Origin of the sequence: Bacillus sp. FSL M7-1345 (assembly GCF_038006985.1) — a bacterium.
GTDB classification, from domain to species: Bacteria; Bacillota; Bacilli; order Bacillales; family Bacillaceae_G; genus Bacillus_A; species Bacillus_A cereus_U.
Genome location: NZ_JBBOWG010000001.1, coordinates 1,907,187 through 1,920,087 on the forward strand (window position 1 = coordinate 1,907,187; position 12,901 = coordinate 1,920,087).

Below are 12,901 nucleotides of genomic sequence, written 5' to 3' on the forward strand. Positions count from 1 at the left end.
ATGGACAAGGCGTGGTGCATACATTGAATGAAGAGAACTGAGAAGGGATGAGAAAACATGCTGCCTTCATATGATTTTTTTGTTCATCCAATGTACTTAGTGGAATTGAAAAAAGACATTTGGTCAGATAGTCCAGTGCCAGCAAAATTAACTTATGGAAAAAAGAAGTATGACATTGATATTGTCTACCGTGGTGCTCATATTCGTGAATTTGAGAAAAAATCTTATCATGTTATGTTTTATAAACCGAAAAAATTTCAAGGTGCGAAAGAATTTCATTTAAATTCTGAGTTTATGGATCCGTCTCGCATACGAAATAAATTATCTCTAGATTTCTTTCATGATATTGGTGTACTTTCACCAAATTCACAACATGTATTTATAAAAATTAATGGTCAAACTCAAGGGGTATATTTACAGTTAGAATCAGTTGATGAAAACTTTTTAAAAAGTAGAGGATTACCGAGTGGTTCTATTTATTATGCGATCGATGATGATGCGAACTTTTCTTTAATGAGTGAGCGAGATAAAGATGTTAAGACAGAGCTCTTTGCAGGGTATGAATTTAAATATTCGAATGAAAATAGTGAAGAACAACTGAGTGAATTTGTATTTCAAGCGAATACTTTGTCGAGGGAAGATTATGAAAAAGAAATTGGGAAGTTTCTAAATGTAGATAAATATTTACGGTGGTTAGCTGGAGTTATTTTTACACAAAATTTTGACGGTTTTGTTCATAACTATGCACTATATCATAACGATGAAACAAATTTATTTGAAGTCATACCGTGGGATTATGATGCGACTTGGGGGCGCGATGTACAAGGGAGACCACTTAATCATGAGTATATTCGTATTCAAGGATACAACACGTTAAGTGCAAGATTGTTAGATATACCTGTAATTCGAAAACAATATCGAAGTATTTTAGAAGAAATATTAGAAGAGAAATTTACAATTTCTTTTATGAGGCCGAAAGTAGAAGAAATGTGTGAATCGATTCGTCCATATTTAATACAAGATCCATATATGAAAGAAAAAATCGAAACATTTGACCAAGAGGCTGATATGATTTGTGAATATATAAATAAAAAAAGGAAGTATATACAAGACCACTTACATGAATTGGATTAATTTTGAAGAGATTGAAACATTATCAATCTCTTTTTTGTATAATAAAGAAGTATCGATAAAAAGTGAAATAGTATGAATATAATAGAGAATGGAGTTGTGTAGATATGACGGTTAAATGGATTGATTGGGTAAAACAAATACAATCATTAGCACAAGCAGGTTTAACGTACTCCAAAGATGTGTATGATCTAGAGCGTTTCCAACAATTACGAGACATTTCAATTGCGATGATGTCACATTACACAAAAACAGATTGGGAAGTAGTAGAGAATTTATTTGCAAGTGAGACAGGCTATCAAACACCTAAAGTTGATATACGGGCAGTTATTTTTCAGAATGAAAAATTATTATTTGTGAAAGAAAAAAGTGATGGAAAATGGGCATTGCCAGGTGGATGGGCCGATATTGGTTATACGCCAACAGAAGTCGCAGTAAAAGAAGTATTAGAAGAGACAGGTTATAAAGTAGATCATTTTAGGCTACTAGCAATATTTGATAAAGAAAAACATCAACCGTCCCCATCAGCAACCCATATATATAAGATTTTTATAGGTTGTGAGATTGTTGGTGGAGAAAAGAAACTAAGTATTGAAACAGAAGATATAGATTTTTTTAGTGAAAATGAAATACCTGATTTATCAATCGCTAGAAATACCGAATGGCAGATTAAAGAAATGTTTGCGTTTATGAAGGATCGAAATAAGGAAAAGATACTTGATTAATTAAATGAATCAAGTATCCTTTTAGGGTATATTGATGAAGGGTTGTACATATTCTTGTAACAAAAAAGAGTCTAGTGTAGTCTTCTTTAAAGTCTATGAGTTAGGTGAAGAGATTCACATGATTATATTGGCAGATGGCAATCTTTATGTGATAATGGGAGGGTATGTGAAGAAAAAAGGAGATAGAAAAGAATATGTTAGCGAATATAATAGATCAGTTATTGCAATTCTTTGCAAGTCTAGGATACTTTGGAGTAGCACTAGGTTTAATGATTGAAATTATCCCAAGTGAGATTGTACTTTCGTATGCTGGATTTTTAGTGGCAGAAGGGAAAATTAGTTTTGTCGGTGCTGTTATTGCCGGAACAATCGGTGGTACTTTAGCGCAAATCTTTTTATACTGGCTTGGATACTACGGAGGGCGTCCGGTTGTTGAGAGGTTTGGGAAATATCTGCTTATTAATAAACATCATTTAGACATAGCAGAAAATTGGTTTAAGCGTTATGGAGCTGGAGTGATATTTTCTGCACGTTTTATCCCAGTTGTACGTCATGCTATCTCTATTCCTGCAGGACTAGCTAAGATGCCGTTAAAGCTCTTTACACTGTATACAGTAGTAGCGATTATTCCATGGTCAATTCTTTTTATATACTTAGGAGAAAAGCTGGGTGGAAATTGGCGACATATTAAAGAGTATGCATCTGATTACACACATTACATAATTATAGGTGCGGTTTTCTTTATTGCTCTTTACTTCGGTTTAAAGCTTTTGAAAAAAAGAAAAACAACGCATTAAAGTCAATGATTTTTCATTGGCTTTTTTTTAATTGTTTCGGTTCTAAAAAAAAGGAGTTGTCCATAATGTGTAATAATAAAGCGTAGCGGGGGAATGTGATGAAAGGATCACCGTTTTTACGTGGAACGATATTTTTAACGATGGCAACGATGATATCTAAAATGTTAGGGTTCATATATGTTATACCATTTACAGCAATGGTGGGTACGAGTGGGTACGTATTATATACGTATGCATACCGTCCTTATACAATTATGCTTAGTATTGCAACGATGGGATTGCCACTTGCCGTTTCGAAAATGGTATCAAAATATGATCAACTCAATGATTATCATACGGTTAAAAGAGTATTAAAGAGTGGTATTGTTTTTATGCTTTTAATGGGGATTATCTCGTGTTTTACGTTATATATGTTAGCGCCGCATTTAGCTGAACTTGTAATCGATGGAAACGATCAGTCGGGGAATAGTGTAACGGCGGTCACTTACAATATTCAAATTGTAAGTTTTGCGTTATTACTCGTTCCTGTAATGAGCTTGTTACGTGGTTTCTTTCAAGGTTTTCAATCTATGGGACCTTCTGCACTCAGTGTAGTTGTAGAGCAATTTTTTCGGGTCTTAACTATTTTGATAGGAAGCTTTGTCGTTTTATATGTCATAAAAGCTTCTGTTTCGTTGGCAGTTGGTATTTCAACGTTTGGAGCATTTATGGGAGCACTAGGTGGATTAAGTGTTTTAAGTGCGTATTATATAAGAAGGAGAAAACATTTAAAGAAAAAAGAGATGGCAAGTATACCACAAACAACGAAATCTTTCTTCTCGTTATATAAGGAGCTCTTTACATATTCAATACCGTTTGTTGTGGTTGGTTTAGCGATTCCGTTATATCAGACAATTGATACATTTACAATTAATAAGCTACTTATACAAGTAGGATATATACAAGGAGAAGCTGAAAAGATTAATGCGATAATTGGTCTTGTTCAGATGGTTGTACTTATCCCGGTTTCTGTTGCAACGGCTTTTAGTATGTCCCTTGTACCTGAAATGACGAAAGCTTATACAGCGGGAAATGAGAAGCTACTGTATAAACACCTTACAAGGACAAATTTATTAGTGGTAGGAATTACCGTACCGGCGGCGATTGGAATGATGGTTTTAGCAAAACCAGTGTATACTCTTTTATTTGGTGCTGGAAATGATCCAGAGATGGGCAGTATTATTTTGCAGTATTATGCTCCTGCTTGTATACTATTCTCACTATTTACAGTAACCGCTGCCATGTTACAAGGAATTAATCAACAACAGAAAACAGTGCTAGGATTAGTAATCGGAATAACTGTGAAGATAGTTTTAAATATTGTATTGCTACCGTATTTTGATTATGTAAGTTTTATTATTTCAACATACGCTGGCTATACGATTTCAGTCGGCTTTAACTTGTGGATGCTTTCTAAATATGTTATAAAGGCAACATAAGCTTTTTAAAAGGCAGAGAACACTCTGTCTTTTTCTATGTTTACAAGATTTTTCTTAAAAAAACGTTTTCAAAATAATTTTTCTATTGAAATTTAATCGTTTGTTTCATATGCTGAAAATAGCGGTTCAAAAACTGTTGTTTAAGTGAGGTAGATTCCCACATGTAAAAAGAATCGGGGTGATAGTATGTTAAATATTTATTTAACAGACCGAAACGGAAAACTACAAGAGATTGAGGAAATGCAAAAGGGCTGCTGGATTAATGTACTTCATCCAACAGAAGAAGAAATTCAGTATCTAGTACAAACTTTAAATGTAGACTTAGATTTCATTAAAGACCCTTTGGATGATGAAGAACGCTCTCGTATTGAAAAGGAAGACAATAATACTTTAATTATCGTGGATATTCCGACAGTCAGACATGATGAAGAAGGAAATTCAATTTATGACACGATTCCAATAGGTATGATTGTAATGCCAGATTGTTTTGTTACTATTTGCTTAGAAGAAAATCCAATTTTTGAACGCTTTATTAATCAACGTATTAAAGAATTTTATACGTTTAAAAAGACGCGCTTCGCACTTCAGCTCTTATATACAATTTCTACTTATTATTTAAGGTACTTAAAGCAAATTAATCGAAAAACAATCGATTTAGAGCACCAATTAAATAAGTCGATGAAAAATAAAGAAATTTTCACATTGCTCGGCCTTGAAAAAAGTTTAGTTTATTTTACAACATCATTAAAGGCAAATAAAATTGTAATTCAAAAATTAATGCGAAACAGTACATTTTTGAAAATGTATGAAGACGATCAAGATTTACTAGAAGATGTATTAATTGAAAATAAGCAGGCTATTGAAATGGCGGAAATATATAGTCACATCTTAAGTGGAATGATGAATACATTTAGTTCGGTTATTTCTAACAATTTAAATAGTGTTATGAAACTGTTGACTTCTATTACAATCATTTTATCATTACCAACGATGGTTTCTAGTTTCTTTGGAATGAATGTAAAGGTTCCATTTGAAGGAGAAGCATATGGTTTTGTAATTGTACTTATAATATGTGTAACATTATCTTTCACTTTAGCATTTGTTTTTTGGAAGAAACGTTACTTTTAATGATAAGAAAGCTGCTCTAGCATAGTTATAAAACTGCGCTAGAGCAGCTTTTTTTGCTATAAAATTTCAATTTTGGAACAGAATCTAACTTTTGAAATGTAATGTGTATGAAGGTTATGAATTCCATATAACTCTTGTTCAAATAATAAAATGGAGTTAAAATTACATATTGTTAATGAAAAGTTGGAGGAAATACATCATGGAATTGTTTCAATTACCGAAAGCATTCCTGCAAATGAATACAATCTTTATCTCAATATTAATCGAAGCACTTCCTTTTGTGCTAATTGGCGTATTTATTTCAGGATTCATTCAAATGTTTGTGACAGAAGATATGGTGGCAAAATGGATGCCTAAAAACCGATTTCTGTCTGTTTTATTAGCTACTTTTTTAGGTATGATGTTTCCTGGGTGTGAATGTGGAATTGTTCCGATTGTAAGAAGATTAATCGGAAAAGGGGTTCCACCCTATGCAGGAATTGCATTTATGTTAACTGGACCGATTATTAATCCAGTTGTATTATTTGCAACATATGTTGCTTTTGGAAGTAGTATGCACATGGTATGGTATCGTTCTATTGTGGCGATTATCGTAGCAATTATCGTTGGAATTATATTATCATTTATGTTTAAAGAACATCAATTAAGAGATGATCACTTCCCAGAAGTGAATCATAAGCGTCCGTTACGTAAAAAAATGTGGGATGTATGTACACATGCTGTTGAGGAATTCTTCTCAATGGGAAAATACTTAGTGTTAGGAGCGTTAATTGCTGCTGCAGTTCAAACGTTTGTACAAACTTCAACATTGCTTGCTATTGGACAAGGTCCGTTTTCTTCATCAGCTGTAATGATGGGACTTGCTTTTATTTTATCACTTTGTTCAGAGGCAGATGCATTTATTGCTTCTTCGTTCCAAAGTACATTTTCAACAGCGTCACTAGTCGCGTTCCTCGTATATGGACCGATGGTGGATATTAAAAATATGTTTATGATGCTTGCGACATTTAAAACAAAATTTGTAATTGTTGTGACGGTTACAGTTACACTTGTTGTTTATGCAAGCTCACTACTCATTTATGCGATGGGGTGGTAGGTTATGTTTCGAGCATATATATTACTAGGTTTCACAATTTTAATTGGTCAGCTTCATATTTCCGGTAACATTACGAAGTATATAAATATGAAGTATGCCTATTTATCAAAAACTGCAGCTATTATTTTAGGTTTCTTAACGATTATACAAATTATTATCGTTTTCCAGAAAGAGCATCAAAAAGAAAAAGAGAAACATGATTGCAGTTGTGATCATAGCCAGTGTGGGCATGATCATTCGAAAGATGAAAATACATGGTGGAAACGAACGTTTTCTTATACTCTGTTCTGTTTTCCGATTATTTCAGGATTATTTTTCCCAATTGCAACATTAGATTCGGACATTGTTAAGGCGAAGGGGTTTCACTTTCCTGTTGCACAAGCGGAAAGTAAAGATCCATTTATGACAAGACAATTCTTAAGACCGGATACGAGTATTTATTACGGGAAAGAAGGATATCGTGGTGTAATGGAAAAAGGGAAGAAAGAGTTTGTTACGAAAGACAATATCACTTTAAAAGATGAAGATTTCTTAAAGGGTATGGAGACAATTTATAATTATCCTGGTGAATTTACTGGTAAAACCCTGTCTTATAAAGGATTTGTTTTCCGAGATGATTCTTCTAAAAAGGAACAATATTTCTTATTCCGTTTCGGTATTATACATTGTGTTGCGGATTCGGGTGTATATGGTATGTTAGTTAAAAAACCAGAAGGTGTAGAGTGGAAAAATGATGATTGGATTCAGGTGGAAGGAGAAATTTCAACTGAATTTTATCAGCCATTCCATGCAAATATTCCAGTGTTAGAAGTAACGAAATGGAATAAAGTTGAACAGCCGAAAGAACAATATGTATTTAGAGGAGCCGATTGATAAAATCGGTTCTTTTTTGTGGACTAAAAGTTCTAAAAATTGTTAATATTAAACGTGTAGTTCATGAGATGTAGTAAATGTTTGGATATTAGAGATATATAATTAAAGGGGTGATAACAATGACTGAAGTAAAGGGTAAAACAGCTAATGAATCAAGAGTTTTTAAAACAAGTCGAGTATTTCCAACGGATTTAAATGATCATAACACGCTATTTGGTGGAAAGATATTGGCGGAGATGGATATGGTTGCTTCAATTTCAGCAACGAGACACTCGAGAATGGAATGTGTCACAGCGTCTATGGATTGGGTAGATTTCTTATACCCAGTACGTTCTTCAGATTGTGTTAGTTATGAATCTTTCGTAATTTGGACGGGAAGAACTTCTATGGAGATATTTGTGAAAGTAGTAGCAGAAGATTTAATTTCAGGTGAAAAACGTGTAGCAGCAACTTCATTCGTTACTTTTGTTGCGCTTAGCAAGGAGAATAATCCAGTCCCTGTACCTCGTGTTATCCCTGAGACAGAAGAGGAGAAAGAATTGCATCGAATTGCTGTGTTACGTGCAGAACAGCGTCATATTCGTAAGGCGGAGAGTAAGAAGGTAGCTACACTGCTAACTTTTTGATGTAAAATACTTTCCTAGTGGTACTATTTTTGTAATGGGCTAGGGGATTTTATGAAATGAAAAGCGGACACCTAAAAATAGGTGTCCGCTTTTATAGTTTTTTCATCCCCATATCGTATTACAATAACTGCTTAGCAGAAGCAAGCAGCACCGACGATAATTAAGAGGATAAATAATACGACTAGTAGCGCAAATCCATTACCATGTGCGAAGCCCATTGTTATTTCCTCCTTTTATTTTAAGATACAACATACAATATGCAGATGAGCTCCTGTTTGATATGGACGTATATCATGCAATGACATATTTTTTGTATGATAATGTTTAAAAAAAGGAAAGATATAGGAATAACAGTAGTTAGAGAAAGGAACGTATCCATGAAGCACTTTTTAATTGTAATAATTTGTTTTATAGGTGTATTCATATGGATGAACGTTGATGTGGAAATGGGGAAGAAAATGGCTAGTGGATATGAATTAGAAAAAATTCGATCAGGGGATTTTCAATTATATACGAACGGTGATGAGTTATATAGAAGTTTATTTGAGAATATAAATCGTGCAGAAAAGAATGTGTATATTCATTTTTATATTGTAGGTAAAGATGAGGTAAGTAAAGAATTCTTACAATTATTAGAGAAAAAAGCATCTAGCGGAGTAGATGTAAAATTGTCAGTAGACCGCATTGGCGGATATAAGCTTAAGAAAAAGATAATTAATCAATTAAAAGAAAAAGGCGTGAAGTTTACATTTAGTAAAAAACTTAAATTAAAAAACTTATTTTATTCTTTGCATCAACGTAATCATAGACGCATTGTTACTATAGATGGGAAAGTTTCGTACATTGGTGGCTTCAATATCGGAAAGGAATATCTTGGGCAGGATCCTAAATTTGGTCCGTGGCGTGATTATCATGTACGCATCGAAGGGAATGGAGCTACTGATATGGAACGGAAGTTTGCGGAAGATTGGCAAGAAGATACGGGAGAGAAATTCCTTATACATCAAGAGTTACCGGTACAAGGAAATGTAAAATATCAATATATATTTTCGAATGGAAAAGGCTTATGGCGGAAGTACGGGGCACTATTAAAGAAGGCAAAACACTCCTTAATTATTGCTACACCATATTTTGTACCGAGTAAAGAAATGGTAAAAGGACTGAAAGATGCATTAAATCGTGGTGTCCGTGTGAAAATTCTCGTTCCCTTTAAAAGCGATGCCGTATTGTTAAAACAAGCTGCCTATCCTCATTTGAAAGATATGTTAGATGCTGGGGCGGAGATTTATCAATATCGAAACGGATTTTTTCATGGGAAAGTGACAATCATTGATGAGGAAATCGTCGATATTGGTACAGCGAATTTTGATAATAGAAGCTTTTATTTAAATAACGAATCAAACTGTGTCATATATGATAAGACAGTCGTTGCTGATGTCTGGAATCGACTAAAAGAAGACTTTCATAAGTCAAAACGATTTTCAGAAGAAGATTTTGAGAAAATTAGTCGCTGGGATTGGTTTCTAGGAAGAATAGCGAATGGTATCGCATCATATTTATAGTATATAGATGGAAAATAGGAAGGGAGGCGCTTTAATGGATTGTATGAAAGAATTGATGACATATAGTTACACACTTATATATAAAGTTGGAGAGTACACGGGCAAGGTTCGAGATGAAGAATTAAAGGATATTTTAAAGCATCATTTACCGTATATGTTACAAGCATATAATGAACAAGTAAATTTTCAAGAAGGAGAAAATGTACAGCATATAACTTGTAAACAAATGTGGCCGGAATTTACAGAAATGGATAGGGAAACAGATAATGAATATACAGGGGATATGGGGATTGCTATTTGTTATATTACACATTTGAAACGATTGGCATTAAAGTTTGCTCAGGTGGCAGTAGAAGTTGCGAACCCGGAGTTTCGTTCTTTTCTGGAAAATTGTTTTGTGAAAATGAATCGTTACGCATATAATGTTTGGCAATATGTTGTGAAGAAGGAATATAAAATTAAACATGTATATGAAAATGAAAAATTCGCGTGAAAAGCTAAGGTGGAATGAAAGGCGCCTTAGTTTTTTTATGTCTAATTAGAGGGGGGATTAAAGATTGGTTATGTTATCCGAAAATTTACAAAAGTTTACTGTATCTTTACTATTTTTAAATCTTTCCTTTAAAAATAAAGAGTAATATGGGATTGTACATATTCTATCAAAGGGAGGAAACGCAAATGAACAAATGGGTTAAGTCATTAACTGCTATGGCACTTGCAAGTTCTTTATTAATGGTAGGTTGTAGTAAAGATGAGGATAAAAAGAAAGAGGATGACACAACAACAAAGCAAGATGAAAAGAAAGATAAAGAAACAAGCGGAACAGATAAGTCTTCAGATTCGAAAGAAAAGAAATAAATGGATAATAGAGCTTCCTCACATATATGAGGGAGCTTTTTTGTTGCGTATTTGTAAGTTTTGCGGAAAAATAGAGAGAAAGAATTGAAAAGGAGAAAGTAAATGAAAGTATGTATATTAGGAGCGACAGGTAGAGTAGGGTCACACATTATGAAATTGGCATTACATGATTCATATGAAGTGACGGTATTAGTTCGTGATTTGAGTAAAGTAGAAATAGAGCATGAAAGGTTACATATTATAGAGGGAAATGTGTTAAACGGAAATGATATAAAGGAAGCGATTAAAGGATGTGATATTGTAATTAGTGCTCTTGGAACTGATCGGAATGGGACGTTAGAGAAGAGTTTACCGATTATTATAAAGCAAATGGAAGAAGAGGGCATAAAGAAAATTGTTACAATAGGAACTGCTGGTATTTTACAAGCGCGAACAAACCCAAGTATATATCGTTTCCAATCAAAAGAATCGAAAAGAAAAATGACAACAGCTGCGGAAGATCACTTAGCTGCTTATAAAGCACTACATAACAGTAATTTGTGTTGGACTGTTGTTTGTCCGACGCATTTAATAGATGGTGATGTAACAGGTGTATATCGAACTGAAAAAGATATGTTGCCAACAGATGGATCGAAAATCACAGTTGGTGATACAGCTCATTTTGCATGGAGTTTACGTAATAAAAGCTTATACGAGAAAAGCCGAGTAGGTATTTCATATTAAAAAACCATCCCAAAATAGGGATGGCTAAAAAATGATATAGCATACAAAGATGATAATCATAATGATTTGGAGAATGGCTTTGGCTACTGTACTACTTAAAAAACCGACTACAGTTGCAATTCCGACTAAAAGGGCGTCTTTTGGCGCCTTTTTATGCATTAGTTCCGTAATAAATACAGATAAGAACGGTATGATAATAAGCCCGAATGGTGGGAAGAAGAACGATCCGACAATGATAGAAACCATACCAACACGTTCGCCCGATTTTGTACTTCCGTATTTTTTTAGGAAGTATCCATTTGCAATAAAGTCAGCAACGAAAATGAAGAGTGTAAAAATGACTTGAATAATCCAAAAAGATGTCGTTAACTCTCCGCCATTTATTCCAAAATGATAAATGAAATAGCCAGCCCATACGGCAAGGATGCCAGGAATAATGGGGTAAATAAAGGCAAGAAATGAAACAATGAAACAAGCAATGATACAAATTGTTAGTAAAACAGTCACTTTATAACTCCTTTGTAGTATCTAATTTATGTACAGCAATCTTTTTAATTTGATGCCCATCAAGTTCTAATGCTTTAAATTGAAAACCATCATATTCAACTGAATAGCCAGCCTCAATATTTAAATCAATTGATTGAGAGAGAAGCCAACCACCAATTGTATCTAAATCACTTTCATCGATATGTAGGCCAAACATATCATTTACTTCAGAAATGAGTACTTTCCCATCTAAAACAGTAAGCTTAGGAGTACGCTTTTCAATCATTGGTGATTCGTCTGCGTCAAATTCATCTTGAATTTCTCCGATAATTTCTTCAAGAATATCCTCCATAGTTAAAAGGCCAGCAGTTCCACCGTATTCATCCATAACAATCGCCATTTGTACGCGGTTCTTTTGGAGGTGTATTAACGTTTTACGAATGGGAACTGTTTCAAATACAGTTAAAACAGGATGTATGTAAGCATCAAGTGGTTTGTAAATGCCTTTTGTTTGATTATGAAAAATCTCTTTCGTATTTATCATTCCGATAATATCATCTTTATCCTTTTCAATAATAGGATAACGTGTATACTTTTCAGTTGCAACGATTTTCATATTTTCTTCTAACGTATTTTCAGTAGATAAACAAACCATTTCAGTTCTAGGTACCATAATTTCTTTAGCAACACGATCATCAAATTCAAAAATATTATTTACATATTTATATTCGGTTTGATTAATTTCGCCGCTTTTATAGCTTTCACCTAAAATGAGTCGTAGTTCTTCTTCGGAATGAGCAAGTTCATTTTCTTTTGCAGGTTCTAAACCTAATAATTTAGTGAAAAATACAGCTGAACTATTCAGTAACCAAATGAATGGATACATAATTTTATCAAATAAAATAAGCAGTTTTGCAAATTTTAATGTGATTGCTTCAGCTTTTTGGATTGCGAAAGACTTAGGAACTAACTCGCCTAATACAACATGGAAAAAAGTAATCACACTAAAAGCAATAATAAAGGATAGCGTGTTAGCCATTGTTCCAGTAATATTGATTCTTTCAAATAGTGGTCGCAATAAATGCTCTACAGTTGGTTCACCAAGCCAACCAAGTCCTAAAGATGTGATAGTAATACCGAGCTGACAAGCAGATAAATAAACATCTAAATTAGATAAGACGCTTCTTGCAGCTAATGCTTGTTTATTACCTTCATTAGCAAGCTGGTCAATTCGACTTTTTCGTACTTTTACGACAGCGAATTCTGAAGCAACGAAAAAACCAGAAATAAGGATAAGTATAAAGATGAGAAAAATATTTAATATGTCCAAGTGTGTTCTTTATTCCTACTTTGGAATAAAGATGTCACCTCCTGCAATTATGTTATACTTTTATAATAAATCCAAATGAAAAGATTAG

15 protein-coding genes are annotated in these 12,901 nt (G+C 33.6%); 12 read left to right on the forward strand and 3 right to left on the reverse strand.

All coding sequences use genetic code 11. The annotated features are described in order from the left end of the window. Window positions 1-57 precede the first annotated feature (57 nt). The 8 genes from cotH to MHB76_RS09970 all read left to right on the forward strand — a co-directional run bounded on the left by cotH (window position 58) and on the right by MHB76_RS09970 (window position 7,854). Window positions 58-1,134, forward strand: a complete 1,077-nt coding sequence (gene cotH / locus MHB76_RS09935) for a spore coat protein CotH (RefSeq protein ID WP_078173788.1) — start codon at window positions 58-60, stop codon at window positions 1,132-1,134. A 104-nt stretch (window positions 1,135-1,238) separates the two neighbouring features. Further along, window positions 1,239-1,856: an NUDIX hydrolase N-terminal domain-containing protein gene (locus MHB76_RS09940; RefSeq protein ID WP_078173787.1), complete on the forward strand. Its 618-nt coding sequence runs from the start codon at window positions 1,239-1,241 to the stop codon at window positions 1,854-1,856. Window positions 1,857-2,050: 194 nt separating this feature from the next. After that, window positions 2,051-2,653 carry a DedA family protein gene (locus tag MHB76_RS09945; RefSeq protein WP_016104621.1) on the forward strand — a complete coding sequence of 201 codons (603 nt, stop codon included), beginning with the start codon at window positions 2,051-2,053 and terminating at the stop codon, window positions 2,651-2,653. Between the two features lie 98 nt (window positions 2,654-2,751). Next, complete coding sequence (locus tag MHB76_RS09950; protein ID WP_078173786.1) at window positions 2,752-4,131, forward strand: putative polysaccharide biosynthesis protein; 1,380 nt, start codon at window positions 2,752-2,754, stop codon at window positions 4,129-4,131. Window positions 4,132-4,317: 186 nt separating this feature from the next. Then, window positions 4,318-5,259 (forward strand): magnesium transporter CorA family protein, encoded by a 942-nt coding sequence (locus tag MHB76_RS09955; protein WP_002148556.1) that lies wholly within the window; start codon window positions 4,318-4,320, stop codon window positions 5,257-5,259. 199 nt (window positions 5,260-5,458) lie between these two features. Further along, window positions 5,459-6,355 (forward strand): permease, encoded by an 897-nt coding sequence (locus tag MHB76_RS09960; RefSeq protein ID WP_002118586.1) that lies wholly within the window; start codon window positions 5,459-5,461, stop codon window positions 6,353-6,355. Between the two features lie 3 nt (window positions 6,356-6,358). Continuing rightward, window positions 6,359-7,228, forward strand: coding sequence for a TIGR03943 family putative permease subunit (locus MHB76_RS09965; RefSeq protein WP_002158156.1), 870 nt, complete (start codon window positions 6,359-6,361; stop codon window positions 7,226-7,228). Window positions 7,229-7,347: 119 nt separating this feature from the next. Then, entirely contained in the window at window positions 7,348-7,854 is a 507-nt protein-coding gene (locus tag MHB76_RS09970) for an acyl-CoA thioesterase (RefSeq protein WP_002200764.1), read from the forward strand. Between the two features lie 131 nt (window positions 7,855-7,985). Here MHB76_RS09970 and MHB76_RS09975 read toward each other — a convergent pair whose 3' ends face one another. Beyond that, window positions 7,986-8,072 (reverse strand): YjcZ family sporulation protein, encoded by an 87-nt coding sequence (locus MHB76_RS09975; RefSeq protein ID WP_000505094.1) that lies wholly within the window; start codon window positions 8,070-8,072, stop codon window positions 7,986-7,988. 159 nt (window positions 8,073-8,231) lie between these two features. Between MHB76_RS09975 and cls the strand changes: the two genes are divergently transcribed. From cls to MHB76_RS09995, 4 genes are all read left to right on the forward strand, one after another. After that, complete coding sequence (gene cls, locus MHB76_RS09980; protein WP_016104623.1) at window positions 8,232-9,416, forward strand: cardiolipin synthase; 1,185 nt, start codon at window positions 8,232-8,234, stop codon at window positions 9,414-9,416. 34 nt (window positions 9,417-9,450) lie between these two features. Further along, window positions 9,451-9,909, forward strand: coding sequence for a spore coat protein (locus MHB76_RS09985; RefSeq protein ID WP_016104624.1), 459 nt, complete (start codon window positions 9,451-9,453; stop codon window positions 9,907-9,909). 185 nt (window positions 9,910-10,094) lie between these two features. Beyond that, window positions 10,095-10,274: a hypothetical protein gene (locus tag MHB76_RS09990; RefSeq protein ID WP_002148549.1), complete on the forward strand. Its 180-nt coding sequence runs from the start codon at window positions 10,095-10,097 to the stop codon at window positions 10,272-10,274. Window positions 10,275-10,376: 102 nt separating this feature from the next. Then, window positions 10,377-10,997 carry an NAD(P)-dependent oxidoreductase gene (locus MHB76_RS09995; RefSeq protein WP_016104625.1) on the forward strand — a complete coding sequence of 207 codons (621 nt, stop codon included), beginning with the start codon at window positions 10,377-10,379 and terminating at the stop codon, window positions 10,995-10,997. Between the two features lie 24 nt (window positions 10,998-11,021). Here MHB76_RS09995 and MHB76_RS10000 read toward each other — a convergent pair whose 3' ends face one another. Together MHB76_RS10000 and MHB76_RS10005 are read right to left on the reverse strand one after the other, a co-directional pair. After that, window positions 11,022-11,504: a DUF456 domain-containing protein gene (locus MHB76_RS10000; RefSeq protein WP_000217328.1), complete on the reverse strand. Its 483-nt coding sequence runs from the start codon at window positions 11,502-11,504 to the stop codon at window positions 11,022-11,024. A gap of 1 nt (window position 11,505) precedes the next feature. Continuing rightward, the gene (locus MHB76_RS10005; RefSeq protein WP_078173785.1) at window positions 11,506-12,813 is read right to left on the reverse strand and encodes a hemolysin family protein; all 1,308 of its coding nucleotides are present in this window, start codon (window positions 12,811-12,813) and stop codon (window positions 11,506-11,508) included. Window positions 12,814-12,901 lie beyond the last annotated feature (88 nt).

What these genes read in the sequence shown, in the direction of transcription:
- MHB76_RS09940 (WP_078173787.1), top strand. Translation starts at nt 1,239, where the DNA reads ATGACGGTTAAATGGATTGATTGGGTAAAACAAATACAATCATTAGCA.
- MHB76_RS09945 (WP_016104621.1), top strand. Translation starts at nt 2,051, where the DNA reads ATGTTAGCGAATATAATAGATCAGTTATTGCAATTCTTTGCAAGTCTA.
- MHB76_RS09985 (WP_016104624.1), top strand. Translation starts at nt 9,451, where the DNA reads ATGGATTGTATGAAAGAATTGATGACATATAGTTACACACTTATATAT.
- cls (WP_016104623.1), top strand. Translation starts at nt 8,232, where the DNA reads ATGAAGCACTTTTTAATTGTAATAATTTGTTTTATAGGTGTATTCATA.
- cotH (WP_078173788.1), top strand. Translation starts at nt 58, where the DNA reads ATGCTGCCTTCATATGATTTTTTTGTTCATCCAATGTACTTAGTGGAA.
- MHB76_RS09955 (WP_002148556.1), top strand. Translation starts at nt 4,318, where the DNA reads ATGTTAAATATTTATTTAACAGACCGAAACGGAAAACTACAAGAGATT.
- MHB76_RS09975 (WP_000505094.1), bottom strand. Translation starts at nt 8,072, where the DNA reads ATGGGCTTCGCACATGGTAATGGATTTGCGCTACTAGTCGTATTATTT.
- MHB76_RS09970 (WP_002200764.1), top strand. Translation starts at nt 7,348, where the DNA reads ATGACTGAAGTAAAGGGTAAAACAGCTAATGAATCAAGAGTTTTTAAA.
- MHB76_RS09965 (WP_002158156.1), top strand. Translation starts at nt 6,359, where the DNA reads ATGTTTCGAGCATATATATTACTAGGTTTCACAATTTTAATTGGTCAG.
- MHB76_RS09990 (WP_002148549.1), top strand. Translation starts at nt 10,095, where the DNA reads ATGAACAAATGGGTTAAGTCATTAACTGCTATGGCACTTGCAAGTTCT.
- MHB76_RS09960 (WP_002118586.1), top strand. Translation starts at nt 5,459, where the DNA reads ATGGAATTGTTTCAATTACCGAAAGCATTCCTGCAAATGAATACAATC.
- MHB76_RS09950 (WP_078173786.1), top strand. Translation starts at nt 2,752, where the DNA reads ATGAAAGGATCACCGTTTTTACGTGGAACGATATTTTTAACGATGGCA.
- MHB76_RS09995 (WP_016104625.1), top strand. Translation starts at nt 10,377, where the DNA reads ATGAAAGTATGTATATTAGGAGCGACAGGTAGAGTAGGGTCACACATT.